Origin of the sequence: Endozoicomonas sp. 4G, assembly GCF_023822025.1 — a bacterium.
GTDB lineage: Bacteria > Pseudomonadota > Gammaproteobacteria > Pseudomonadales > Endozoicomonadaceae > Endozoicomonas_A.
In genome coordinates, this window is sequence record NZ_CP082909.1 from 42,039 (window position 1) to 66,395 (window position 24,357).

The following is a 24,357-nucleotide window of genomic DNA, read 5'->3' on the forward strand; positions in this document are numbered from 1 at the left end:
GCCGGCAGGCGTGGGCAAGAGCACTGCGGCGGCGTTGCTGGCGGCGGAGGGCGGGTGGCGGTTGCTGGCGTTCGCGGATCCGCTGCGGGCGATGGCGTTGGCGCTGCATCCGGAGTGGTCGCTGCTGGACTTGGTGGGGCCGGGCAAGGAGGTGGTGTGCGGTGCCTCGCCGCTGAGCTGGGGGCGGATGGAGGATGTGTTGATCGAGCACGCGCGGGAGCTGACGCACCGGTCGGTCGGCGAGGCGGTGGGGGTGATCTTCAACGGTCGGCGACGTTGAGCACGCTGCAGCACGCGCTCTCGCCGCGACAGACGTTGCGGGCGCTGGGGGATATGGTCAAGGCGATCGACCCGGATGCGTTCGTGCGCTCGGTGCGGGCGCGGGCGATCGATGCGGGCGAGCAGGGTCTGTCGGTGGTGATCGACGACGTGCGGTTCGAGCCGGAGGCCGCGCTGGTGCGGGAGCTCGGCGGGCTGGTGGTGCATCTGCGGCGCGAGGGGGTGCGGTTCCGGCGGGATCACAATTCGGAGCAGGGCGTGACGGTGGATGCGCGCGACACGCTTGCGATCAACCGGGGCAGCGTGCAGATGCTGCGCGGGGAGCTGTATCACGCGCTGGGCTTGGCCGGACGCAGGACGCGGGAGGTGGCGGCATGAGCCCGTCGCGACTGCAGTGGGCGCTGCGGATGGCGCAGGAGGCGCGCTACGCTCTGTCGGATCTGGCCGACGTGATGGACGAGCTGGGCACCGAGGCCGATCGGGACCACGGCGGGGGCTGCGATGCTGCGCACCTGATCAATCGCGCGGAGGAGGCCCGCGGAGCCGCTCGGCTGTTGGATGAGTGGATGGGGCATCTGCGGCGCTTGCGGTCGCGGGCCGAGGACGGGGCTGGATGAACGGGATGACGCATCCTCGCGAAGACACGCCGACGGACCCGCCGAATTTGCAGGTTGCGCTTGCGCATGCCGCTTCGGGACGACCGGTGTTTCCGTGCTCGGCGAAGACGAAGCATCCGGCGATCTCGAAAGAGGCGGGCGGGCGCGGCTTCCTGGACGCGACGACGGACGCCAAGCAGATCAGGGAATGGTGGAGCCGGTATCCGTCGGCCATCGTCGGGATGCCGACGGGGGCGAAAACGGGTGTCTGGGTGTTGGATGTGGACGTGAAGCCGGGTCAACGCGGTGCGGAGTCGCTGGCGTTGCTGACGGAGACGTTCGGTCCGTTGCCCGAGACGCTGGTGTGTCGGACGGCATCGGGCGGTCGGCACTTCTTCTTTGTGCACCCTCGGGACGGTCGGCGGATACCGAATAAGGGCTCTCGACTCGGGATCGGTCACGAGACGTGGGGCGACGGCGCGTATCCGGAGGTGCCGTTCGAGCGTGCCCCGAACGGGCAGATGGTGACCCCGGACCTGGATGTGCGCGGGGATGGCGGTTATGTGATTTTGGCCGGGTCGATCATGTTGGACGGCCGGGCGTATGAGTGGGCGTCGGTCGACGGTGCGAAGGCCGCGCCTGCTCCCGAGTGGCTGGCTGCGCTGGTCACCGTGGAGCCGGACGCGCCGCGCATGGCTGCGGTACGCGGGGATGCGAGCGTGCCGGACGGGAGCTTCTTCGCGAAGGTGAACGCGAAGGCGCTGGGGAATCTGCAGGCGTGGGTGCCGGCGGTGTTTCCGGCGGCGGTGCCGTATCACGCGGGGTTCCGGGTGAGCTCCAAGGCGTTGGGCCGTGCGCTCGAGGAGGATATCAGCTTGGTGCCCGAGGGCATCATGGATTTCGGCGAGGAGCTGGGCAAGACGCCGATCGATATCGTTCTGGAGTGGGGCAACGCGGCGAAGGCTGCGGATGCGGCGGTGTGGTTGTGCGATCGGCTGGGGGTTGATCCGGCTGCGCTGGGCTGGCGGGATCGATCCGCCAGGCCGTCCGGTCGTCACGAGGAGGTCGTTCCCCCGCCCCTCCGCCTGAAGCGGGGTCGACATCGGAACCGCCTGCAGGGCGGCCGAAATTGAAGGTGGTGGGCGGAACAGACCATGATCCTCGGCCGGTCGTGGAGATCGAGAACGGGCGCCTGCCGCAGAATACGGACGATGCTGCTGCCTATTTGATGGAGGGCGGGGCGGAGGTCTACCAGCACGGGAACCGCCTGGTGCGGGTCGGGCGCTGGGAAGGTGCCTCTCCCGGCGTGGAGCGACCGACCGGATCGGGCGTGTTGCTGGATATCAGCCCGGAGTGGCTGGTGGACACGATGACCCGGCTGGTCAATTTCAAGCGGTTCGACGGTCGGTCCGGGGAATGGCGCAAGACGGATGCGCCGTCGAAGATCGCCAAGACGCTGTTGGCCCGGCGGGCGAGTGGCCGTTCGATCACCTCGTGGGGTTTTGCGATTCCCCCACCCTGACGCATGACGGCAGGGTCGTCTCCGAACCCGGTTACGACAAGCCGTCCGGGTTGTATCTGTCCAATCCTCCGAAGATTCGGCCCATCGGCAAGATCAGCCCGGAGGACCTCGCCGAGTCGTCTCGGGCGCTGTACTCCCTCTTCGATACCTTCCCTTTGCGACACCCGCCGATGAATCCGCTGCGCTGGCGATGGCGATGACGGCGCTGTTGCGTCGGGTGCTGCCGGCTGCGCCGCTGGGGTGCATCAGTGCCTCGACCCCGGGACGGGGAAGTCGTTGTTCGCGGATTGCTTGTCGGTGTTGGCGACGGGGAGGACGGCTCCGGTGGCGGCGATCGGGAAGGATACGGAGGAGTTGGAAAAGCGCATCGACTCGCTGTTGCTCAAGGGAGATGCGTTGACGGTGTTCGACAACGTGGATCGGGCGGTGAAATCGGACGTGCTGTGCCAGGTGACCACGCAAGCGCACAAATCCATCCGGGTGTTGGCGCAGTCGCGGATCGTGGAGGCGCCGACGAACGTGGCGCTCTACATGACGGGCAACAATCTGACGCTGATCGGGGATCTGACTCGGCGGGCGGTGCTGACGAATCTCGACGCGGGGTGCGAGCGGCCGGAGCTGCGGGAGTTCAAGCGCGATGCGATTGCGCATGTGCTCAAGCATCGGGCCGAGGGGATTCGCAACGTGCTGGTGATTGCGAAGGCGTATCTCGATGCGGGGTGCCCGAAGGTCGATGCCCCGCCGTTCGGGTCGTTCGAGCAGTGGGACCGCATGGTGCGCCGCCCGCTGATGTGGGCCGGCTGGCCGGATCCGCTCGGGCCTGCCGGGTCGATGCGGGAACAGGACCATGAGTTCGGCGGGATGGTCGACCTGATGGTGTCCTGGTCGGAGATCCAAGGGAAGCAGGAGGCGACGGCCGCGGAGCTCTACGAGCTGATCACTGCCCGCGTACCGCTGATGGGCGGTGACTACGGTCCGCAGTATCCGGCGTTGCAGGACGCGGCCGTGACGGTGCTCGGGGCCATCGGGAAGTGGTCTCCCAAGGAGCTGGGCTACCGCCTACGCCAATGGTCGGGGCGCATCGTGAGCGGTTACCGGGTGGTGCATGGCGGCAAATCCAAGCACGGGGTCAAGTGGCGCGTCGAGTCGATGACGACCGCCAGCCCCGCCTGAGACGGGTACGGGTGACGATGGTGACGATGGTGACGATGTTTGACCCCTACATAAGAAAGTGTCCCTTTTTGATAAACATAATATGTGTAGGGACCGGAATCATCATCACCATCGTCACATCGTCACCTTTTGGGGTGAATCGCGATGAAGGATCTGACATGGATCGAGAGAGATCGCTACAGCCAGCGCGCGAACACCGGCCATCAGGTGAGCGCAGCTAAAGGCGCCCGCGGTTGGGTCTACTCCGCCTGGGGCCGCAACCGGGCGCCCGGCGTGCACTACCACGAGGTGCCGGATGCGCTGGGTGCTCGCGAGCATTACCGGCGCGGCGAGCATGTCCCGCAGCGCTTCGAGTGCCTGGGGCATTTCGCCACGGCGGCAGAGGCCCGCGCGGCGTGCGCTGCGGATGCGGCCTCGATCGCCGAGCGGGACGAGACGGAGGCGAGCCGATGAGATGCCCGGTCTGCGGATGCGAGCACCACGTCGTGATCGAGACGCGGCGGCACGACGACGAGGACGGTGTGATTCGGCGGCGTCGCAAGTGCGGGCACTGCCAGTTCCGGTGGTCGACGGCGGAGGTGCCGGTCAACGTGCCGGCCAGCGTGACGCGGTTGGCGGCAACGTGGGTGGTGCGGAGGGTGACGGTGTGAAGATCGATATCAGGGGTTTGGCGGATACGCGTCGGGCTGTCGGCGAGCTGGCGAAGCAGATCCCGTTTGCGACGGCCAAGGCGATCAACACGACCGCATTTGCCGTGCGTGCGGCGGAGCAGAAAGAGTTGCAAGCGAAGCTCGATCGTCCGACGCCGTGGCTTCCGAAACAGGTCTGGGTGAAACAGGCGACCAAGACCTCGTTGGCTGCCAAGGTCGGATCGAAGTCGGGTGTCGACGGCACGGCTGCGGTCTTGGATCGCGTTGTCGCGCCGCATATCGTCGGCGGGAGCCGGCTGCCGAAACCGGTGGAGGATCAGATCCGCCGCAAGAATTGGATGCCTGCAAGCTGGCGGGCAATCCCGACGCCGTCCGAGACGCGCGACCAGTACGGCAACCTCCCCTGGCGGATTGGATGCGCCTGATCGCCATGACCAACCCGAACTATTTCGTCGTGCCCGTCGGTTCGGCGAAAGCGCGGCACTTGGCGCCCGGAATCTATCGGCGCTACGGCGCGGCACAGCACGGCTATACCGGTCGACGTGTCGAGCGCCTACTCGCCTTCGTCGCCGATACGCGGTACCGCAGTCGCGTCGATTGGAGCGGCGTGGGCGAACGCACGGTAACCGAGACGTTCCCTGGGGCCTTCGACGCGGCATTGACCGATGCCATCAACAGCGCGCGATGATGGTTACAAGTTTGGCGCCGATGGGACCCCGTCCCCGGCGGAAACCGCGGGACATCTGGCGGCAACCCTGGCGTTGGCATTAATGGTGGGAGGCTTTACCGGGCAGGCGTTGAGTGGGCCGATTGAAATTGGTTTGTTGTATGCCTTTATCAACTATCTGGACCGGATGTTTGAGCCACTGACCCAGGTCACCATGCAAATGCAGGTACTTCAGCAGTCGGTGGTATCGGCGGAGCGCGTCTTTACGCTGATGGATGAACCCATTGAATCGGAGCAGGAAAGGGTCAAGGACTCCCTGATCACCAAAGGAAAAATTGAATTCAGGGAGGTAGAGCTGTCCTACGACGGTAAAAACAAGGCGCTGGACGGCGTTTCCTTTACGGCGGAGCCCGGACAGTTTATTGCCCTGGTCGGTCATACCGGCAGTGGCAAAAGCTCCATTGTTAACTTGCTGATGCGGTTCTATCCGTATCAGAGTGGCCAGATTTTGATTGATGGTCAGCCTCTGTCCGGTTTTCCTGAGGAGGAGTTGAGGCGACGATTGGGATTGGTGTTTCAGGAACCCTTTGTTTTTGAAGGCAGCATTGCCGAAAACATCCATCTCGGTCACGAGCATGTGACGGAGAAAGAAGTCTGGCATGCTGCGCAACTGGTTCAGGCCGCCGGATTTATAGAAAAGTTGCCGGACGGTTATGCCCAGTTGCTGGGTGAGCGGGGGCAATCGCTGTCCAGTGGTGAAAAACAACTGTTGTCGTTTGCCAGAACGCTGGCCCAGGATCCTGGCATTCTGATCATGGACGAAGCAACGGCGAATATTGACAGCGAAACAGAGCAGGCCATCAAGCAAGGTTTGAAAACCCTGCGGGAAGGCCGGACCACACTGGCTATCGCCCACCGTTTAACCACGATTGAAGATGCTGATCAGATTCTGGTCATGGAAAAAGGACGCATCGTGCAACGGGGAACTCACCAGCAACTGCTGGCAGAGCCGGGTCTGTATCTGGATATGTACCAGTCCCAGAGAAATCAGATACAAAAAGAGTCGCTGTTGGCAGAGGACAAGCCACTCCAGCCAGCGATGTAACGATGCAGCGATAGCATCATTCCTGTATCACCATCAGCAGGTTATAATGCCCGACCCAGTGGTCTGACCGATCGGGGTGGGAAAAGCATTCTGGTTTTCTGATAGGTGAACAAGGAGTAGGCAGTGACTGAACAGGTAACAGAGTATATGCATGAACTGGGCAAAAAAGCCCGGGAAGCCAGTGCCGAGGTAGCTAAAGCCGATACGGGTCTGAAAAACCAGGCCCTGCTGGCGATTGCCACTGAGCTGGAAGCGACTCGACCGTTACTGCGTGAAGCCAATGCTGTCGATTTGGCAAACGGTCGACGCCGGGAGCTGGATGCCGCACTGCTGGATCGGCTGGAGCTGACCGATGCCGGTATTGATACCATGATCGAGAACCTGAAACAGGTGGCTTCACTGCCCGACCCGGTGGGGACGATTGATGATCTCAAGTATGTTCCCAGTGGCATCCAGGTGGGTAAAATGCGAGTGCCGCTGGGAGTGATTGGTATTATCTATGAGTCTCGACCCAACGTAACCATTGAGGCTGCCAGTCTCTGCCTGAAGTCCGGTAATGCGGTGATTTTACGTGGCGGCAGTGAATCCATTGCTTCTAACAAGGCGATCGCTCAATGCATTCAGAAGGGCCTTGCATCGGTTGGCCTGCCAGAAGCAGCGGTTCAGGTGGTAGCGACAACGGATCGTGAGGCGGTCGGGGCTCTGATCAGTATGCCTGAATATGTTGACGTGATCGTGCCAAGGGGTGGTAAAGGCCTGATCGAACGCATTAGTCGTGATGCCAGAGTTCCTGTGATCAAGCACCTGGATGGTATTTGCCATGTTTATATTGACGATCTGGCTGACCGGGAGAAAGCACTGGCCATTGCTGTGAATGCCAAAACTCACCGCTACGGTGTCTGCAATGCCATGGAGACGTTACTGATCAACAGCGCCGTTGCTGCTGACCTGCTGCCTGAGTTGGCACTGCGCTACCAGAAACTGGGGGTTGAGCTGAGAGGCTGCCCGGAGGTTTGTGATAAGGTTCCGGGTGCTTTGGCTGCTACAGAAGAAGACTGGCAGACAGAATATCTGGCACCGATACTGTCCATTAAGCTGGTCGGTGATATGAACGAAGCCATCGAGCATATCAATCATTATGGCTCTCATCATACCGATTCGATCATCACCGAGAGTTATAGCCGGGGCCGGGACTTCCTGAGAGAAGTGGACTCCAGCTCCGTCATGGTCAATGCCTCCACCCGGTTTGCGGACGGTTTTGAGTATGGTCTGGGCGCAGAGATTGGTATTTCTACGGACAAGATTCATGCCCGTGGCCCTGTTGGGCTGGAGGGACTGACTTCACAGAAATATGTAGTATTAGGCGACGGTCATATCCGGAAATAACGGATTGCCATCACCCCGTTAACGATTGATGATCGCAGCTATTATATGGGTTTCAAGTACTTAGGTACTTAATCAACAAACAATTATGACAAAAGCCTGTACAATTTGTGTCCTGGCTTTTGATTTTTATCGAGTTCTAAAGAGATATATGCAATCTGAACAACTGAAGCAACAGGTCATTGATGCTATCGAAGAGATGAAAGGCAACGACATTACCTGCCTGGACGTTTCCGAGCTGACCAGCGTGACTGATTACATGATTATCGCCAGCGGTACTTCCAACCGTCATGTGAAATCTGTAGCAGACAATGTGATCGATAAGTGCAAGCAAAGCGGTGCTCGTCCATTGGGGACAGAAGGTCAGGAAAAATCCGAATGGGTTCTGGTGGATATGGGCGACGTTGTCGTACACGTTATGATGCCAGCCACCCGTGCATTCTATGATCTTGAGCGTCTCTGGGAGCACAGTGAAGAACAGCAGGCTACCGAGCTGTCTTGATGCGCGTTCGTCTGATCTCCGTTGGTTCCAAAATGCCGGCCTGGGTTGATGACGGTTACCGGGAATACAGCCGACGCCTGGGCTCTGACCTCAGGCTGGATCTGGTTGAGATTCCGCTGAACCGTCGCAGCAAAGGGGCCGACGTCAGCCGCCTGCAGGAAAAAGAAGCCGGACAGATGCTGGCAGCAGCAGGACAGGGCGACCTGATAGTGACGATGGAGATCAAGGGGAAGCCCTGGTCGACAGAGAAGCTGGCAGACAATATGGGAGAATGGATGCATTCTGGCCGTAATGTCAGCCTGATGGTCGGCGGGCCGGAAGGGCTCCATCCCAGTGTCATGGCTCAGGCTGATCTCAGATGGTCGTTATCGCCTTTGACTTTGCCTCACCCGCTGGTCAGGGTGGTTCTTGCTGAACAGGTCTATCGTGCCTGGAGTATCCTCAAAAACCACCCTTATCATAAATAGACAGCCATAAATAGACAGCTAAACAGATGCCGGTGAATACCCTAAAGGACCACAAAGCAGAGCAACGGATTGTCAGTATCCGGGTCTGGTTGGCACTGGTCTTCATGATCCTGTTGGTCATGGTGCTGGTTTCCAGACTTTTCTACCTTCAGGTGATCAAATACGACGAGTTGGCTACCCAGTCTGAAGAAAATCGTGTGTTATTGCAGACAGTGCCTCCGGTTCGGGGACTGATCTATGATCGCAATGGTCATTTGCTGGCGACCAATCGCTCTACCCAGACGCTGGCTATTGTGCGAGAGCGGGTCGAAGACCTTGATCAACTGCTTGACGATATTGGCCAGTTAATCCCTGTTAGTGAGAATGAACGAGATCGTTTCCTTCAGCAGATAAAACGACGCAGGCCTTTTGAATCGGTGCCACTCAAATTCAGCTTGAATGACAAGCAGGCGGCGCTGATTGCTGTCAACCAGTTTCGCCTGCCGGGTGTTGAGATTAATGCCGAGCTGGTGCGTGAATACCCTGAAGGCAGCGCTTTTGCCCATAGCATCGGTTATGTGGGACGAATCAACGAGCGTGAATTAAAGAACCTTGATCCTGCTCTTTATACCGGTACTTATACCATCGGCAAGATCGGTCTGGAACGTTTTTACGAGCCGGTATTGCTGGGTAAGCCGGGTTATCAGGAAGTTGAAGTCAATGCCCGTGGGCGGGTGACCAGGGTTTTGAGCCGTGTCAATCCAACCCCCGGCAAAGATCTTCACTTGTATATTGATACCGATCTGCAAAATGCCGCGATTAAAGCCATGAAGGGAAGAAGAGGTGCCATCGTGGCGCTGGATCCCAAGACCGGTGGGGTAATGGCGATGGTCAGTAACCCGGCGTTCGATCCCAACCTGTTTGTGACCGGCATCGATTACGCTTCTTTCAACGACCTGAATACAGATATTGAAAAGCCGCTCTATAATCGTGCGACATTGGGTGAGTACCCACCGGCTTCCACGATTAAGCCGTTGGTGGCGCTGGGTCTGCTGGCTAATGACGTCGTGGATGAAAATGACAGGATCTACGACAAAGGCTGGTTCCAACTTCCTGGCAGTGATCACCGTTTCCGTAACTGGAACCGTAAGGGGGATGGCTGGATTAATTTGAATCAGGCGATTCTGCGTTCCAACGATACCTTTTTCTATCAAATGGCTGAAAAAATAGGGATTGATCCTCTTCACGATTTTCTCAGCCAGTTTGGCATGGGGCGCAAGAGCGGTATTGATATTCATGAAGAAAGAACGGGTCTGCTGCCTTCAACAGAGTGGAAGCAGGGCGCTTACAGTCAGCCCTGGTATCCGGGAGAAACCGTTATTGCCATCATTGGTCAGGGCTATATGCTGACCACTCCCATGCAACTGGCTGAATCGGTGACCTTGATTGCCAACCGGGGGAAACACGTCCAGCCTCGTCTGGTGAAAGACGACATTCCTGAGCTGCAAAGCCCTGATTGGGGCGGCGATATTGAGTTGGATCAGAAGCACTGGGATCTGGTGATTAATGCCATGGAAAAAGTGGTCAGTTTCAACCGGGGTACAGCCTACTGGCGAATTGGCCGTGGCTTGAAGTATCGAATGGCCGGTAAAACCGGTACTGCCCAGGTGGTCAGTATTCCCCAGGGGGAAGAATACGATGCCGAGAAACTCAAGGAATTCCAGCGGGATCACAGTCTTTTTGTGGCCTTTGCACCGGTCGAAGATCCCCAGATAGCACTGGCTGTTGTGTTGGAGAACAACAACGGCGCTTCCAATATCGCCCGGGAGGTGATGGATGCTTATCTCCTACCCAAACTGGCCAGCGCCGAACAGGTGCAGGCCAGTGCTGAAAACAAGAGGAGCGCACAATGACCGGTCAGGATTTTGTTCGCCAGCTGGATGAAGGACAGGGCTTTCACAAGGCACAGGACTGGTCAGAGCGTTTGCATATCGACTTTATGCTGGCCGGTTTTCTGGCGCTTGTCTGTGGCGCTGGTCTGTTTGTTTTGTACAGTGCCAGTGGCCAGGATATGGGCATTGTCATTCGACAGGCTGTCTATATGCTCATTGGCTTTGTTGGCATGATCATCATCGCCCAGGTTTCGCCTCGACTGCTGATGCGTCTGTCACCCTGGATATACATGGCAGGTGTCGTGCTCTTGATCGCTGTGCTGGTGGCGGGGATTCACTCCAAGGGAGCACAACGCTGGATTCAACTGCCTTTTATCCGTTTTCAGCCTTCTGAAATCATCAAGCTGATTATGCCGATTGTGGTGGCAACTTATCTTTCAAAACGGCAGCTGCCGCCTTCTTTGAAAGATATTGTGGTGGCACTGACCCTGATTGCGATTCCGGTGGTACTGATTGCCAGGCAGCCCGACTTGGGAACCTCACTGCTGATCGGTGCTTCAGGTCTGTTTGTATTACTGTTGGCCGGGTTGAGAAAACGACTGATTTTTTCTGCGCTGATGCTGGCCCTTCCTTCTATCTGGGGCTTCTGGCATTTTGTTATGCTCAATTATCAGAAGCAGCGGGTATTGACTTTTCTCAATCCCCAGAGTGATCCCTGGGGGGCGGGCTGGAATATTATCCAGTCAAAAATTGCCATAGGATCGGGCGGTCTGTACGGGAAAGGCTGGCTTTTGGGAACCCAGTCACACCTGGACTTTCTGCCGGAAAGTCATACTGACTTTATTATCGCAGTGCTGGCCGAAGAGTTTGGTCTGATGGGCTGTCTGGTGTTACTGGCACTGTATGCGCTGATTATTGGTCGAGGATTGTTTATAACACTCAAGGCCCAGACTCTGTTTGACCGACTGCTGGCAGGTAGTATTACCCTGACGTTTTTTGTCTACATCTTCGTTAATCTGGGTATGGTGAGTGGCCTGCTGCCGGTGGTAGGGGTGCCTCTGCCTCTGGTGAGTCGCGGCGGCACCTCACTGGCTACCCTGATGGCGGGCTTTGGTTTATTGATGTCGATACATACCCACAAAACATTCCTGGGGCAAAGTCGATAACATTTCTCTGCTGACAAAGTTATTACACAGCTACGGTAGTTGTCTCTTCACGACTGCGGTAAAGTAGGCATTATCCCCTATGGAGTTCTATCAGCTAACCGCGTTCACCAGAGTAGTAGCAGGGAGGATTTATGGCCTTAAGGGTAAAAACATGTTTAAAACTGCCGCCATTTCGACTCATAACGGCAGGTGTATTATTCAGCGGTTGTCTTTTAACAGGATCGGTGCTGGCCGATGCTGCAAAAAGCACAGTCGATGATCAGCCTGATTATTCGCTTCAGCCGGAAGTGAAGGCGTTTATTGATGAGTTGGTGAAGGAGGAAAATTTCTCTCGTCAGGAACTGGAGGATATTCTGGCCAAGGCGAACAAGTCTGACAGAGTACTTGAGTTGATCAGCGCACCTGCTGAGAAGCGTCTGGAGTGGAAAGACTACCGAAAGATTTTCATGACTGAGAAGCGGGTAGATCTGGGTGTGACCTTCTGGGAGGCGCATGAGAAAACGCTGTCCAGAGTTGAAAAAGAATACGGTGTACCAGCCCATGTCATTGTCGCCATCATCGGTGTCGAAACTTACTACGGTCGTCAAACAGGCGGGTTCAAGGTGCTTGATGCGCTTTCTACTCTGAGCTTTGATTATCCTCCGCGCAGCAAGTTTTTCACTAAGCAGTTGAAAGAGTTCCTGATTCTGACCCGTGAACAACAACTGGATGTGTCAGATTTAACCGGCTCTTATGCTGGAGCCATGGGTATACCCCAGTTTATGCCCTCCAGTTACAGGGCTTATGCCGTGGATTATACCGGTGATGGCCAGTCCAATATCTGGCAACAGGAAGAAGACGCCATTGCCAGTGTTGCCAACTATCTCAGTGAAAATGGCTGGAGGGCCGGGAGGCCGATTGTCAGCGAGGCAAAGGTCACCGGAAACCAATTTGAGAAAGCAGTGTCTGATTCTGTCAGGCCGAAAAAAACGCTCAAGCAGCTGGAAAGTTCGGGTTGGCGTCCGGTAGCTGCTTTGCCAGAATCTGCCAAGGCAGCAGCCATCAAGCTGGAAGGTGACAAGGGGCCAGAATACTGGCTGGGAATGCATAACTTTTATGTTATTACGACTTATAACCGCAGCAAGCTTTACGCAATGGCCGTTTATCAACTGGCAACAGATGTAAAAACCAGCTATAACACATCTGCGTCGAAGTCAGCGAAGACATTGGCCGGGAAGTCGTCTAACTAGTGCAGCCAAGCCTTGATAGCCGTACAGCCCCTCGTTCCCACGCTCTGCGTGGGAATGCTACCTCTCCTGAAAAACGGACTCTACAGCACGAGATGGTATGGGTGCCATTGATAGAGGGAACCCATCAATTACATTGAAGCCGTACACTAGCTATGAAACTGATATTGAACACAAAATCCATCTCAGGAAGCTTTCTGGGGCTGACCCTTCTGCTGTTAAGTGGATGTGTCACCATTGAGGATGGCCCGCCCAAAGAGAAAAGGGATGTCAGCCAGATCCCTGATGCCATTCCGGTCACTCACGACGGTCAGTTTAAGGATTCTCCCTATGAACTTAATGGCGTAACCTATACCCCAATGGAAACTGCCAAAGGCTATGAGGAAGAAGGCGTGGCCTCATGGTACGGCACCAAATTTCATGGCAAGCAGACAGCCAACGGTGAAGTTTACGACCTCTATGGAATGACAGCTGCCCACAAGACTTTGCCTTTGCCTTCCTACGTCAAGGTGACTAACCGTCAAAATGGCAAGTCAGTGGTACTGCGGGTGAACGACCGTGGACCTTTCCATGGTGATCGAATTATTGATCTTACCTATGCAGCTGCCGTTAAGCTGGGGTTCGCCAATACCGGGGTTGCTAATGTGCTGGTAGAAGGGATTGATGTGAAATCCTTTGCTGCCGTCAAAACTGCTGAAGACGATAATCAACAGCTCTTTGTGCAACTGGCTGCACTGAAGAATTACCACTATGCTCAGGTCTTGCGTCGGCAGGTGGCTGAAACCATAGGCAGCGATATCAAGGTAGTGAAGGGGGAAGAGCAGCCCGACCCTTATTATCGAGTTCGGATTGGGCCGGTGCAAACTCCCGAGCACCTGGAAGAACTCCTTGATAAGCTGGATGAAGGTGATTTTGACGTGCCGTACCTGGTTTATGAAGAGGTCACTGATGCTGCCGGTGAGTAGTGCCGTATCAGACTGACCTTGACCCACCAGTCAATAAACATATTACATTCTATTTTCAAAGCTTCTCTTAAACTCATGAGTCGGTAACATTATAATGCCCGACAACCGTGAATTTCAGAGCTAATTTCTACAATGATCAAACGATTAAATCCTGTCCGGGTCAGCCAGGGACGACTGAAAAGGTTGGCTGGGTGGGCCTGTATGCTGTTTATTCTGGCGACCGGAGCAGCTCAGGCTCAGGCTGCCGCCCTCATTCCTGCCGCCCCCAAGGTGGCTGCCAGCAGTTATATTTTGATGGATGCTGACAGCGGAGAAATTCTGGCTGCTGGGAATCCCGATGAAACCCTCCATCCTGCCAGTCTGACCAAACTGATGACCGCTTACATCGCCGAGGTGGAGCTGGCGGCTGGCAATATTCATCGTGATGATGAGGTGCTGATCAGCGAAAAAGCCTGGAAAATGGGCGGCTCCACCATGTTTATAGAAGTGGGTGAGCGGGTTCCGGTACAGGAACTGTTGAAAGGTATTATTATTGTCTCCGGTAACGATGCCAGTGTCGCCATAGCGGAGCATATTGCTGGCGGTGAAGACGCCTTTGCCCAGCTGATGAACAACACAGCCAGACGACTGGGGATGATTAACTCCCATTTTGTCAATGCCTCAGGCTGGCCTGCGTCTGACCACTATTCCACTGCGAGGGATCTTGCGATACTGTCTCGTCATATCGTCAATGATTACCCGGAGTACTATCAGCTCTACGCTCAAAAGTATTATCAGTACGGTGTTGACAAGAAAACCGGCAAGCCATTGCGTCGCCAGGCTAACCGCAACAGTCTGCTGTGGAGTAACCCAGATGTTGACGGCCTGAAGACCGGGCATATTGAAGCCAGTGGCTACGGTCTGGCGGCAACCGCAAAACGCGAGGGGCGTCGTTTAATTACCGTTGTCCTGGGTGCCAAGAGTGAGAAACAGCGTGCTGCCGAAGCCCAGAAACTGCTGACCTATGGCTTCCGTTTCTTCGAGAACGTGGATGTCAAAAAAGGTGGCGTAACGCTTGAAACAGTACCGGTCTGGAAAGGTAAACAGAATCAGGTCGACGTAGCCATCGACGATGACCTGATTGTCACAGTACCCAGAGGTACGGGTAAGAAACTGAAAGCGACGCTGGATATTGATCCAATGATTGAAGCGCCTGTTGAGGCTGGCCAACAGCTGGGTACTCTGAAAGTGACGATTGATGATGAAATCGTCAAAGAAGTCCCACTGAGAGCACAAACCGCAATAGAGCGTGCCGGTTTCTTTAAACGACTGTGGGATAGCATCAGGCTGTTCATTAAAGGACTGTTCTGAGCATTTGGCTAAAGTGAAACACAAATACCTTCAGACCCAAGCCTGAAGGTATTTCATTTATAGACAGTGTAAAAAATGACCGATCAACCAGCGCCAAAAATTGAATTTCCCTGCGATTACGAGATCCGTATTGTCGGCAATGCCGCCCCGGATTTTCAGGAAGCGGTCTGCGCTATCGTCAGGCAGCACGCCCCGGATTACGATGGCAACTTCCGGCTGAAAGAGAGCCGTACCGGCAAATACACATCAGTTATGGTGACGATCCGGGCCACCGGGGAACCTCAGCTGAAAGCGATCTTCGAAGACCTGAAAGCCACTGGCCGGGTACAAATGGTACTTTGATGAAGCTGAACGTCCGCTACCTGGGCAGGCAGCCCTACGAGCCCGTATTCGAAGCCATGAAAGCCTTCTCTGCAGGCAGAGATGAGCAGACGGTGGATGAATTCTGGTTGGTCGAGCACGACCCGGTCTTTACCCTGGGTCAGGCCGGTAAGCCCGAGCATGTTCTGGCTCCCGGAGATATTCCGGTGGTCAGGGTAGACCGCGGAGGTCAGGTCACTTATCACGGCCCAGGTCAGCTGGTGGTTTATCTGTTGATGGATGTACGACGCTCAGGCAGTGGTCCCAGGAAAGTGGTGTCCGCGATTGAGAGCGCCATCATCAAAGTTCTTTCAAGTTATGGTGTCGAATCCTGCGCCCGACCCGATGCCCCCGGCGTTTATATTGATGGTGCCAAGATTGCGGCCCTGGGGCTGCGATTCCGGCAAATGAAAAGTTATCACGGTTTGAGTTTCAATCTGGATATGGATTTGGAACCGTTTGCCCGAATCAACCCCTGCGGCTACCAGGGTTTGCAGGTCACCCAGCTCAGGGAGTTTCGAAACTCGGTACAGTGGGATGAAGTGAGCAATCGCTTACTTGAGTGCCTGATGGAAGAACTTGGGTACAATGAACGAACCGATTTACCAACCGGTACAACATGGCTGAATCTATGACCGATAGCAACCTGATTCCAACTGTTAGCATTCAAAGTGGCGAAAAGTTTGTCAATGAAAAAGGCATCACGGCCATAAAGAATGGCATCAAAGCCAGCAATCGCTCCGATGAAGCGGTTCAGCCTTTTATGCGCAAGCCGGAGTGGTTGCGGATTAAGCCCAGGTACGGCAGCAAGTTCAAAGAGGTCAAAGGGACCGTCCATGAGCACAAACTGAGTACCGTTTGTGAAGAAGCCATGTGCCCGAACATTAATGAATGCTGGAGTTCCGGGACCGCTACCATCATGCTGATGGGCGATGTCTGTACCCGCGCCTGCCGCTTCTGTGCGGTAAATACCGGTAATCCCAAAGGCTGGCTGGATAAAGATGAGCCGGATCATACGGCCAACAGTGTTAAGCTGATGAACCTGAAATACCTGGTTCTGACTTCTGTTAACCGCGACGATCTGGAAGACGGCGGTGCCGGTCACTATGCCGCTGTCGTAAAACGTGTGAAGGAAGTCAATCCTGAAACCGATGTTGAAGCACTGACCCCGGATTTCCTCGGCGTATTGGCTGATGTAGAAACCGTAGTCGACAGCGGTATTGCTGTTTTTGCCCAAAACGTCGAAACCGTTAAACGACTGACACATCCTGTTCGTGATCCACGTGCCAGCTATGAACAGACGCTGGATGTTCTGGCTCACTCGAAAAAATATCGTCCTGATGTACTCACCAAAACCAGCCTGATGCTGGGTTTGGGTGAAACCGAGGAAGAGATCATCGAGACCATGGACGATCTCAGGGCTATTGATTGCGATATCCTGACCCTGGGTCAGTACCTGCAACCCACCAAAAACCATTTGCCCATTGAGCGTTATGTGACGCCGGAAGAGTTTGAAAAATATCGACAGTGGGGGCTGGAAAGAGGGTTTGTTGAAGTCGTGGCCGGTGCCCTGGTGCGCTCGAGTTATCGTGCTGAGCAGGTATTGCAGAAGAATAATGTGGGTTTGGGTTAATGACTGGTAGTAAACAATCGGTCGTTAATGTTTGGTTTTGCCGATAGTTACGCCATATTTCTGCTTAATAATACCCCTCCCGCTTCCCGTCAGATCAGCGCACTGCGAGGGGTTACTTTTTTCTGGACTCCTGTGACAGTCAAATCCGAGATAATTTTCCTGTCATCAGGGTGTTAATCGGCTTGCCCAAACCATCGGAGTTCCAGGTCAAACCATCGGAGTTCCTGAGTCAAACCATCGGAGTTCAGGGTCAAACCATCGGAGTTCTGAGTCAAACCATCGGAGTTCTGAGTCAAACCATCGGAGTTCAGGGTCAAACCATCGGAGTTCCTGAGTCAAACCATCGGAGTTCCGAGTCAAACCATTGGAGTTCCCTCGTTCCCACGCTCTGCGTGGTAATGCATACCTCACTTAACAAACTGGTACGCGCTTTCAATGTAATTGACGGGTAACGTTCACCCTGAGCGCCCTTCGACTCCGCTTAGGATGAACGAGGGGGCTGTATGGATATCAAGGCCTGGCTGCACTAAAGGATTTCGCAAAACTCTGAAGTATGTGAACGAAGCGGGAAGTGGCCACCCAACAGTTAGCCCTCAGAAAAAGGCCGCTATCGCGGCCTTTTTCCATCAGATGTTTGAGCTAAAAGTGGCTCCACCCCCTCGTCTTTCCTGAAGCCAGCTTTTGAGATCATGCCCAACCCCAATCAGGCAGGGAATAATCGCCAGAGTGATAAAAGTGGCAAAGAGAATACCAAAGCCCAGTGAAATCGCCATGGGGATGACCATCTGAGCTTCCCGGGAGGTCTCGAAAATCATCGGGGCTAAGCCACCAAAGGTGGTCAGTGTCGTTAGAATAATGGGGCGGAATCGTCGGGTTGCGGCCTGGGTAATCGCTGCTCGCCAATCTTTGCCATCCTTTCTGTGTTTGTTGTAGGTAGTGAGTAGAATAAGACTGTCGTTCACCACAACACCACAGAGCGCCACGACGCCCATAAAACTGATCATACTCAGGGTGTGGCCCAGAATCATATGACCCAGGAACGCGCCCACCAGTCCAAAAGGAATGGCTGCCATGACCAGCAGCGGCTGAGTAAAGCTCTGGAAAGGTATCGCCAGCAGAGCGTAGATCAGCAGCATGGCCAGCAGGCTTGAGTTTAACAGTGCGCTCATGCTTCTTTTCGCATGTTTCTGGTCTCCTCCCAGGGTGATTTGCAGTCCCGGATATTTTGCCTTGAGCACGTCAAACACATGGTTTTCCAAAGAGCTGATGACCTGCGGTGTCGAGCCTCTCGGGTTCACTTCTGCAGTAATATCAACGGTTCTATTGCCATCCCTGCGGATGACGCTTGACGGTGCAATACTGTTGCCAATGGCTGCAACACGGGTCAGGGGAATATAGCTGCCGTCGTCAGTACGGATCATCATATTGAGAAGGTCCGCTTCACTCTGCCTCAGCCCTTCGTTCAACATAACTTTTACTGAGACTTCGTTCCTTCCATCCTGTTGTTTTATAGCCGTCACACCAAAGAGGGCATTGCGCAACTGTTGTGAAATATCATCGGCAGTGAGTCCCAGGGCCATGCCTTCTTCACTGATACGGATATCCAGCTGAGGATTGCCACTGGCGAAACTGCTGGAAATATCCGTGACGCCGCTAAACTGCTCGAGTTGCCCTGAGAGGGATTCACTGGCCTGCTGAAGAACCGTTGTGTCCGTGTGGCTAAGTTCAACGGTCAGGGCCGGATCACCTCCCGGACCATGGCCGGTGGTACTGTAACTGATGCTCAGCAGGTCGGTCAGTTCGCCATTGGCTTCCCGCCACAGGTTGGCGACTTCCGCCGTATTGATCGGGCGAACATTATGAGCTGTCAGGTTCATAGAAACTCTGATCATGTCGTTATCAATCATGGTGGTGATACCGCTAACCAGTTGATCACCGCCATTTTCTCTGGCCACTTTCTGAGCGCCCGCTTCAATAATGGCCAGTGTTTCCCTGATTTTGCTTTCCGGACTGCCGTATGGATGAACCGCAGTGACCCTGACAAAGTTGGCATCGGTTCTGGGCATCAGATAAAAGCCCAGCCTGCCACTGGCCTGCCAGGCTCCCACCAGTACGACAATGGCCAGGGCAACGGACAGTGACAGGTATTTTCGATCGAGAACGCTGTTTAGCGCCGGCTTGTATTTTGTCTCTATAAAAGACGTTAATCGTTTATCAACACTTTGCTGAAGGTTGTCCAGTCGCTGCCCAATCTTACCTTTTGGCTTGTCTTTGCTTTGCCCCAGGTGGGCGGGGAGAATAAACAGGGCCTCGATCCAGGAGATGGCAAATACGCTGATGACTACTAACGGAGTCGCCTGATGCAGTTTACCCAACATGCCGGGCAGAGTGAGAATCGGCAGAAAGGCCACCATATTGGTCAGGATACTGAACGTCAGTGGTACGGCGACATCCCTGGCCCCGAGAATCGCAGCCCTGGAAAAGCCCATTCCTTCCTGACGACGGTGGTAGATGTTTTCACCGGCAATAATGGCATCATCCACCACAATCCCAAGGGCGATGATAAAGGCAAACATGGAAATAATGTTGATAGAAACATCCATTCCGGGCAGCAACAGCATAGCGCCCAGGAAGGACGTCGGAATTCCCATAGTGACCCAGAACGCCAGACGGTACTCCAGAAACAAGCTCAGCAGCACCAGTACCAGCAACAGCCCCAGGAAGGCATTTTTCAGCAACAGATCCATCTGGTTCTTGAAGTTTACCGAGTCATCGTCGGTGATCGCGATGCTGACTCCGGGAGGCAATTGCGCCTGTATTTCAGGAAGAATGGCTCTTACGGTATCCGATACCCCGATGGGGGTTTGGTCACCGATACGGTAAACGGTGAGTCCGGCGGCCAGGTGGCCGTTATAACGGGCTTCCATACCATCGTCGTCGAAATCATTAGTGAGTTTGGCGATGTCGCCTAATGTCAGTATGCTGCCACTGGGCAATGTTTTGATCGGAACATCACGGAAAGCGTCAGCCTGTTCACGACGTTCCTGCACCCGGACGCTGATGTCGCCTCCGGTGGCATTAATTTCTCCGGAGGTTTGATCAAAAGCGTGATGGCTGATGGCGTCAGAGACTTCCTCCAGAGTCAATTCGTAGCGCTGCAGCTGGTCTTGATCAAGACTGACCCGGATCTCATGTCCGGGCGCCAGATCCAGTTCAACCTGAGTGAGTCCGGGATCTTGTAGAAAACGGTCGCGGACGTTTTCTGTAACGGTGCGCAAAATGCGCTTATCGACATCACCGTAGATCATGATTTCCATGACCTCTTTTTTACGGCTGAGCACGGTTATCCGGGGTTTTTCCGAGTCTTTAGGCAACGTGCTGAGTCGGTTCACTGCCTGATCGATTTCCTGAAGTAACTGGTTGGCATCATGCCCTTCGATCACACTGACGTAGATTGCGGCTGAACCTGAAACGGACCTTGAGTGGATCTCATCAATGCCTTCAATGCCCCGAATGGCATTTTCAACCGGTAACACAATACCTAGGTCAATCTCTTCAGGTGTTGCCCCTGAATAACTGACAGACACCTCGATCCAGTCAATCTCGAACTCAGGCATGATTTCTTTCTTAATGCCCCAGGTGACAAACAGGCCGCCGATGATCAGAAACAGCATCAACAGGTTCGGGGTGATCCGGTCTCGGGCCATCCAGGCGATAGCGCCTTTATTTTCATTGATGCCGCTCATGGCTGTTTACCTGCAACTAAAGGCTTTTCTGCTGCTAAAGGCTTTTCTGCTGTTTGTAGCGGTAAGCCATTAACAGGCGTGGTCAGTGAAGAGCTGATCAGTTGGTCGCCATCTTCAAGCCCTGAAAGCATGATGGCTTTTTCGGAATCACGGTATACGGGCGACAGAGTACGGATTTCCAGTGTGTTATTTTCAGCTAACACCCAGACCCGATTGCTGTTTCTGATCAGTGCTTCAGGCACGACAAAGGCATGGTCCACTTTTTTGCCGACAATCTCCGCCCGCAGCAGGTCGTTTACCAGCACGGCAGGTTTTCCTTTATTTTCTTCCCGTTGCGCCAGCGGGTCCTGAATCTCAATAATGACTTTTGCCATAAGAGAGCCGTCGTTCAGTTCGGGGGATACGGAGATCAAGGTCCCTTTACGAAAGTCTTCACGCCATTGTGGGCTGGTGATTTTCACAGTGCTGCCAGTCTGTCCTGCGTTGGCAAAGTTTAGCCATTTCAGTTGCCCGACAGGCACTTCCATGGCTATCCAGAAGCGATCCGTTGAGATCAGCTCCATCAAAGCGGTACTATTGCTGACCTGACTGCCCGGATAAACGGTGTTGTTGATGACCTGACTGTTAAACGGTGCGGTGATCTGTGTACGACTCAGGTTCAGTTTTGCCTGATCCAGATTCGCCTGAGCCTCACTTAAGGCGGCTTTGGCAGCTTCCAGTTGCGGCTGCCTGAGCACCAGGGCTTCTTCTTCCGGGGAGAGTTTATTGCCGGTCAGTTCATACTCCTGCCGGGCAATATTTTGCTGTCCCTGCTCCAGCTTCAATTCCGACAATGCCTGTGCGACAGCTGCCTCCTGTTCCCGGACAAGAATCTTATATTCATCCTGATCCAGGGCCACAAGCAGCTCACCTTCCCTGACCCGGGAGCCGGGTATCAGGCCATTAAGGATACTGTCCACCTTGCCGCTGACCTCTGGATAAAGAGTGACAGACTGACTGGGAATAACAGTACCCAGGCCACTGACACGAATATTGACGGTTTGTCTCTCAACGGTAACCGTCTCCACCATTTGCGCTTGTTTTTCAGGTTCGTCACGACTGGCTTTGGGGGAGGTGGTCATCAGTTGCCATGCAATGGTCACTGAGACGGCAAGAACTAATAGCGGTGCCGCAAGCTTTTTCAGGTGTTGGGTCGATGCATTCATTTTCATTTTAGTGTGAGACCTGAGCCTTATTTTGTTCCGTGCTTACCATGCTTTCATTCCGAATGGTTTCCGTATTCAGGTCACCCGCCAGAGCCCGGTGAAGTTGAATGCGCTCAGCCAGAAGGTTGCCCTTGCTGATCAGTTTCTGTTGTTCCAGATCCAGTCTGCTGTGTTGTGCAGTTAACACTTCAAGAAAAGTGCTGTCGCCATTTTGATAGCGGGTCAGTTTAAACTGCTCTGTTTTTAACGCTAACGACAACTGTTTATCAATACTTTCCAGTTGCTGTTGCTCCGACTGTTCACGGGTCAGTGCTGTTTCTACTTCCGTAAAAGCTTCAAGCACTGCTTGCGAGTAGGTGTTCAGAGATTCGCTCAAAGCAGCTTCCTGACGTTCGACTTCGGTCTTTCGCATCCCGCCATCAAAGAGGGGCGCTATCAGTCCAGCCGCAAGAGTGGTTGCCCAGTCATTCATCAGGGAAGACAGGTTCGAGCTGCTGGATAACAATGAGGCTGTGAGTTTGATTTGAGGTAACCGGTCGGCCTCGGCCATGATTAATTGTTGGTTTTGGCTCTCGACCTTAAACCAGGCCTGTTTCAGATCCGGACGACGACTCAGTAAGTCAGCCGGTACGCCTGTAGAAGGTAGAGGTTTCAGTTCCGGAGTTTCCGGGATAGCCATTGAAGGCAGCTCCGTTGTCCCCGTCAGCAGGGCCAGCTGCTGGGAGATCAGTTGCTTCTGATGCTCGGCAGCGAGTCTTTTGGCATTAAGATTTTCCAGCAGCTGTCGTTGTTGCAACAGGTCTTCTGCCGGTGTCTGGCCGTATCGGAATCGCAGCTCAATCACGGACAGTTGACGGGTCAGGTTTTCAATCTGCTGGTCGTAGAGCTTGATCAGGGACTCCTGGGTCACCAGTTCGTACCAGTGACGAGCCACTTCAGACGACAATGTTATTTTTGCAGTGGCCAGTGCTTCACGGCTGGCCAGAAAATCGAACATTGCCGAGGCTTCACTGGCTGCCAGACGTGACCAGAGGTCAATTTCATAGCTCGCCATCAAGCCAATCTGAAATTGATCGGTATTACCGGAAGACTGACGGCTGTGGCGGGCGTCGAAGGTTGCATCAATGCTGGGAACCGATGCTGCCCCGGACTGTCTGGCAACCGCCCGGGCCTGATGAAGCCTGTCCGTTGCCGCTTTCAGACTGAAGTTATCAGTCAATGCTTTTTCAATAAGGATGTTAAGCCGGGGGTCGTTAAAACTTTGCCACCAAAGGTTGGTTTGAGCTTTATTGCCGGACTGAGAAAAAGCCGCAGGCAGAGACGTTTCTGGTGGCGATAAGGGGTTGTGCGTGGCACAACCCGACATCAGGAGAAGCAAGCCTCCCAGTGTCAGATAGCATGGGTATTTCATTGATTCATCCATAACCTTGCGAGCATTCCCGCCTTGCTGGTGTAGCCCGTGGTGATGGACTTGATTTCACCGTTTCTGATAATAAAAATGGAAGGCGTTACGCTGACATTCCAGGCTCTGCTGATAGAGCCCTCAGGATCATTAATGACAGGGAAGTGTAACCCTTTGGCATTGAGATACCGGGCCACTTTCTCATTGTTGCCCGAGACCAGGGCCACGGTAACGACCTGATACTCTTCTGACAAATCACTGACCGCAGGGCTGACCCAGTGACAGACCCGGCACCAGCTGGCCCAGAAATAAAGCAGCACCGGCTTTTCTTCAGACAGCTTGTAAAGGTCGACTTCTGCTCCGTTAACAGGCATCGCGCGCAGCTCTGGAGCCATGCCTGAAGGCATGTCTTTTTGCAGATAGACGTTATATGCCGTCATTACTGCGGCCCCGATCAGCAGGGTGAAAAAGGCTTCCCGAATGAATTTGCCAAAACGCATGCCCTGAAATCCTCTGTTTTATTTTATTCAGGCGGCTCTTTCTGCTTCCGGCAGATCAGTCAGAGTGCCGTATTGTTGCTGGGCATAAATCAGTGGCGAAGCCCCCTGATTCAGGCGAACTTCGCGAACATGGCCAATACAGATATGGTGAGTACCTGACTGATTCATCTCCTTCAGTTCACAGACGACACTGGCCAAAGCATCATCCAGCATAGGAGCTCCGGATTGAGAAGGTGACCAGTCACCGGCTTCCAGAAATCGTTGTTCGCCCCTGGCACCTGAACGACCGGCAAATACGTCAGACACATTCTGCTGATCGGCACTCAGAACATTGATGCAGAAATAGCCACTGGCCCTGATTTCTGCCAGAGCCTGTACGTCTTTATGGATACAAACCAGCATGGCAGCCGGTTCCGTGGATAAAGAGCATACGGCTGTGGCCGTAAGACCATTTCTTGATCCATCATGTCGGGAAGTAACGACGTTGACGGAAGCTGCCAGTTCCTGCATGGCTTGTTTAAAGTCCGAAACCAGAGACTGCTCACTCATAAAAACTGCGCTCCCGCTTGCAAGGGCATTGAAAATCGAT

The 24,357-nt window shown here is 54.5% G+C and carries 27 protein-coding genes; 21 read left to right on the forward strand and 6 right to left on the reverse strand.

Annotation, left to right across the window (positions count from 1 at the left end; genetic code table 11):
• Positions 1 to 10 precede the first annotated feature (10 nt).
• From K7B67_RS00345 to lipA, 21 genes are all read left to right on the forward strand, one after another.
• Positions 11 to 280 carry a hypothetical protein gene (locus tag K7B67_RS00345; RefSeq protein WP_252178384.1) on the forward strand — a complete coding sequence of 90 codons (270 nt, stop codon included), beginning with the start codon at positions 11 to 13 and terminating at the stop codon, positions 278 to 280.
• Positions 277 to 657, forward strand: coding sequence for a hypothetical protein (locus tag K7B67_RS00350; RefSeq protein WP_252178385.1), 381 nt, complete (start codon positions 277 to 279; stop codon positions 655 to 657). Before K7B67_RS00345 ends, K7B67_RS00350 begins: the two co-directional genes overlap by 4 nt.
• Positions 654 to 896, forward strand: a complete 243-nt coding sequence (locus tag K7B67_RS00355) for a hypothetical protein (RefSeq protein ID WP_252178386.1) — start codon at positions 654 to 656, stop codon at positions 894 to 896. The genes K7B67_RS00350 and K7B67_RS00355 overlap by 4 nt, the downstream gene beginning before the upstream one ends.
• A gap of 5 nt (positions 897 to 901) precedes the next feature.
• On the forward strand, positions 902 to 2,008 hold the full coding sequence (locus K7B67_RS00360) for a bifunctional DNA primase/polymerase (protein ID WP_252178387.1): 1,107 nt from the start codon (positions 902 to 904) through the stop codon (positions 2,006 to 2,008).
• The gene (locus K7B67_RS00365) at positions 2,005 to 2,397 is read left to right on the forward strand and encodes a hypothetical protein (protein ID WP_252178388.1); all 393 of its coding nucleotides are present in this window, start codon (positions 2,005 to 2,007) and stop codon (positions 2,395 to 2,397) included. The genes K7B67_RS00360 and K7B67_RS00365 overlap by 4 nt, the downstream gene beginning before the upstream one ends.
• A gap of 354 nt (positions 2,398 to 2,751) precedes the next feature.
• A complete protein-coding gene (locus tag K7B67_RS00370) occupies positions 2,752 to 3,570 on the forward strand; it encodes a hypothetical protein (RefSeq protein WP_252178389.1) in 819 nt (272 codons plus the stop codon).
• 144 nt (positions 3,571 to 3,714) lie between these two features.
• Positions 3,715 to 4,023, forward strand: coding sequence for a hypothetical protein (locus K7B67_RS00375; protein WP_252178390.1), 309 nt, complete (start codon positions 3,715 to 3,717; stop codon positions 4,021 to 4,023).
• 193 nt (positions 4,024 to 4,216) lie between these two features.
• Positions 4,217 to 4,645 (forward strand): hypothetical protein, encoded by a 429-nt coding sequence (locus tag K7B67_RS00380; RefSeq protein ID WP_252178391.1) that lies wholly within the window; start codon positions 4,217 to 4,219, stop codon positions 4,643 to 4,645.
• On the forward strand, positions 4,636 to 4,908 hold the full coding sequence (locus tag K7B67_RS00385) for a hypothetical protein (protein ID WP_252178392.1): 273 nt from the start codon (positions 4,636 to 4,638) through the stop codon (positions 4,906 to 4,908). Before K7B67_RS00380 ends, K7B67_RS00385 begins: the two co-directional genes overlap by 10 nt.
• Positions 4,886 to 5,992: an ABC transporter ATP-binding protein gene (locus K7B67_RS00390; RefSeq protein WP_252178393.1), complete on the forward strand. Its 1,107-nt coding sequence runs from the start codon at positions 4,886 to 4,888 to the stop codon at positions 5,990 to 5,992. Before K7B67_RS00385 ends, K7B67_RS00390 begins: the two co-directional genes overlap by 23 nt.
• A 123-nt stretch (positions 5,993 to 6,115) precedes the next feature.
• Positions 6,116 to 7,378 (forward strand): glutamate-5-semialdehyde dehydrogenase, encoded by a 1,263-nt coding sequence (locus K7B67_RS00395; protein WP_256484651.1) that lies wholly within the window; start codon positions 6,116 to 6,118, stop codon positions 7,376 to 7,378.
• 148 nt (positions 7,379 to 7,526) lie between these two features.
• Positions 7,527 to 7,877, forward strand: a complete 351-nt coding sequence (gene rsfS, locus K7B67_RS00400) for a ribosome silencing factor (protein WP_252178394.1) — start codon at positions 7,527 to 7,529, stop codon at positions 7,875 to 7,877.
• Entirely contained in the window at positions 7,877 to 8,344 is a 468-nt protein-coding gene (gene rlmH / locus K7B67_RS00405) for a 23S rRNA (pseudouridine(1915)-N(3))-methyltransferase RlmH (protein ID WP_252178395.1), read from the forward strand. Before rsfS ends, rlmH begins: the two co-directional genes overlap by 1 nt.
• 26 nt (positions 8,345 to 8,370) lie before the next feature.
• On the forward strand, positions 8,371 to 10,236 hold the full coding sequence (gene mrdA, locus K7B67_RS00410) for a penicillin-binding protein 2 (protein WP_252178396.1): 1,866 nt from the start codon (positions 8,371 to 8,373) through the stop codon (positions 10,234 to 10,236).
• Positions 10,233 to 11,381, forward strand: coding sequence for a rod shape-determining protein RodA (rodA, locus tag K7B67_RS00415; protein ID WP_252178397.1), 1,149 nt, complete (start codon positions 10,233 to 10,235; stop codon positions 11,379 to 11,381). Before mrdA ends, rodA begins: the two co-directional genes overlap by 4 nt.
• A gap of 131 nt (positions 11,382 to 11,512) precedes the next feature.
• A complete protein-coding gene (mltB, locus tag K7B67_RS00420) occupies positions 11,513 to 12,610 on the forward strand; it encodes a lytic murein transglycosylase B (protein ID WP_252178398.1) in 1,098 nt (365 codons plus the stop codon).
• A 164-nt stretch (positions 12,611 to 12,774) separates the two neighbouring features.
• Complete coding sequence (locus K7B67_RS23810; RefSeq protein WP_276576715.1) at positions 12,775 to 13,572, forward strand: septal ring lytic transglycosylase RlpA family protein; 798 nt, start codon at positions 12,775 to 12,777, stop codon at positions 13,570 to 13,572.
• 132 nt (positions 13,573 to 13,704) lie between these two features.
• Positions 13,705 to 14,922, forward strand: coding sequence for a D-alanyl-D-alanine carboxypeptidase family protein (locus tag K7B67_RS00435; RefSeq protein WP_252178399.1), 1,218 nt, complete (start codon positions 13,705 to 13,707; stop codon positions 14,920 to 14,922).
• 75 nt (positions 14,923 to 14,997) lie between these two features.
• Positions 14,998 to 15,264, forward strand: coding sequence for a DUF493 domain-containing protein (locus tag K7B67_RS00440; protein ID WP_252178400.1), 267 nt, complete (start codon positions 14,998 to 15,000; stop codon positions 15,262 to 15,264).
• Positions 15,264 to 15,917: a lipoyl(octanoyl) transferase LipB gene (lipB, locus tag K7B67_RS00445; protein ID WP_252178401.1), complete on the forward strand. Its 654-nt coding sequence runs from the start codon at positions 15,264 to 15,266 to the stop codon at positions 15,915 to 15,917. Before K7B67_RS00440 ends, lipB begins: the two co-directional genes overlap by 1 nt.
• On the forward strand, positions 15,914 to 16,915 hold the full coding sequence (lipA, locus tag K7B67_RS00450; protein WP_252178402.1) for a lipoyl synthase: 1,002 nt from the start codon (positions 15,914 to 15,916) through the stop codon (positions 16,913 to 16,915). Before lipB ends, lipA begins: the two co-directional genes overlap by 4 nt.
• A gap of 173 nt (positions 16,916 to 17,088) precedes the next feature.
• Here lipA and K7B67_RS00455 read toward each other — a convergent pair whose 3' ends face one another.
• The 6 genes from K7B67_RS00455 to K7B67_RS00480 form a co-directional block, all read right to left on the reverse strand.
• Entirely contained in the window at positions 17,089 to 17,232 is a 144-nt protein-coding gene (locus tag K7B67_RS00455; protein WP_252178403.1) for a hypothetical protein, read from the reverse strand.
• 309 nt (positions 17,233 to 17,541) lie between these two features.
• Positions 17,542 to 20,661, reverse strand: coding sequence for an efflux RND transporter permease subunit (locus tag K7B67_RS00460; RefSeq protein WP_252178404.1), 3,120 nt, complete (start codon positions 20,659 to 20,661; stop codon positions 17,542 to 17,544).
• Positions 20,658 to 21,872, reverse strand: a complete 1,215-nt coding sequence (locus tag K7B67_RS00465) for an efflux RND transporter periplasmic adaptor subunit (protein ID WP_252178405.1) — start codon at positions 21,870 to 21,872, stop codon at positions 20,658 to 20,660. The genes K7B67_RS00460 and K7B67_RS00465 overlap by 4 nt, the downstream gene beginning before the upstream one ends.
• Before the next feature lies 1 nt (position 21,873).
• Entirely contained in the window at positions 21,874 to 23,277 is a 1,404-nt protein-coding gene (locus K7B67_RS00470) for a TolC family protein (RefSeq protein ID WP_252178406.1), read from the reverse strand.
• Positions 23,274 to 23,768 (reverse strand): protein disulfide oxidoreductase, encoded by a 495-nt coding sequence (locus K7B67_RS00475; protein WP_252178407.1) that lies wholly within the window; start codon positions 23,766 to 23,768, stop codon positions 23,274 to 23,276. Before K7B67_RS00475 ends, K7B67_RS00470 begins: the two co-directional genes overlap by 4 nt.
• Positions 23,769 to 23,795: 27 nt before the next feature.
• Complete coding sequence (locus K7B67_RS00480; RefSeq protein WP_252178408.1) at positions 23,796 to 24,317, reverse strand: flavin reductase family protein; 522 nt, start codon at positions 24,315 to 24,317, stop codon at positions 23,796 to 23,798.
• Positions 24,318 to 24,357 lie beyond the last annotated feature (40 nt).

Bases quoted from the DNA above. Each gene is read 5' to 3' on its own strand.
- K7B67_RS00385 (WP_252178392.1), top strand. From the start codon at position 4,636: ATGCGCCTGATCGCCATGACCAACCCGAACTATTTCGTCGTGCCCGTC.
- lipB (WP_252178401.1), top strand. From the start codon at position 15,264: ATGAAGCTGAACGTCCGCTACCTGGGCAGGCAGCCCTACGAGCCCGTA.
- K7B67_RS00435 (WP_252178399.1), top strand. From the start codon at position 13,705: ATGATCAAACGATTAAATCCTGTCCGGGTCAGCCAGGGACGACTGAAA.
- K7B67_RS00375 (WP_252178390.1), top strand. From the start codon at position 3,715: ATGAAGGATCTGACATGGATCGAGAGAGATCGCTACAGCCAGCGCGCG.
- K7B67_RS00460 (WP_252178404.1), bottom strand. From the start codon at position 20,661: ATGAGCGGCATCAATGAAAATAAAGGCGCTATCGCCTGGATGGCCCGA.
- K7B67_RS00465 (WP_252178405.1), bottom strand. From the start codon at position 21,872: ATGAAAATGAATGCATCGACCCAACACCTGAAAAAGCTTGCGGCACCG.
- K7B67_RS00390 (WP_252178393.1), top strand. From the start codon at position 4,886: ATGCCATCAACAGCGCGCGATGATGGTTACAAGTTTGGCGCCGATGGG.
- K7B67_RS00360 (WP_252178387.1), top strand. From the start codon at position 902: ATGACGCATCCTCGCGAAGACACGCCGACGGACCCGCCGAATTTGCAG.
- K7B67_RS00480 (WP_252178408.1), bottom strand. From the start codon at position 24,317: ATGAGTGAGCAGTCTCTGGTTTCGGACTTTAAACAAGCCATGCAGGAA.
- lipA (WP_252178402.1), top strand. From the start codon at position 15,914: ATGACCGATAGCAACCTGATTCCAACTGTTAGCATTCAAAGTGGCGAA.
- K7B67_RS00355 (WP_252178386.1), top strand. From the start codon at position 654: ATGAGCCCGTCGCGACTGCAGTGGGCGCTGCGGATGGCGCAGGAGGCG.
- rodA (WP_252178397.1), top strand. From the start codon at position 10,233: ATGACCGGTCAGGATTTTGTTCGCCAGCTGGATGAAGGACAGGGCTTT.
- rlmH (WP_252178395.1), top strand. From the start codon at position 7,877: ATGCGCGTTCGTCTGATCTCCGTTGGTTCCAAAATGCCGGCCTGGGTT.
- mltB (WP_252178398.1), top strand. From the start codon at position 11,513: ATGGCCTTAAGGGTAAAAACATGTTTAAAACTGCCGCCATTTCGACTC.
- rsfS (WP_252178394.1), top strand. From the start codon at position 7,527: ATGCAATCTGAACAACTGAAGCAACAGGTCATTGATGCTATCGAAGAG.
- K7B67_RS00470 (WP_252178406.1), bottom strand. From the start codon at position 23,277: ATGAAATACCCATGCTATCTGACACTGGGAGGCTTGCTTCTCCTGATG.
- mrdA (WP_252178396.1), top strand. From the start codon at position 8,371: ATGCCGGTGAATACCCTAAAGGACCACAAAGCAGAGCAACGGATTGTC.
- K7B67_RS00440 (WP_252178400.1), top strand. From the start codon at position 14,998: ATGACCGATCAACCAGCGCCAAAAATTGAATTTCCCTGCGATTACGAG.
- K7B67_RS00475 (WP_252178407.1), bottom strand. From the start codon at position 23,768: ATGCGTTTTGGCAAATTCATTCGGGAAGCCTTTTTCACCCTGCTGATC.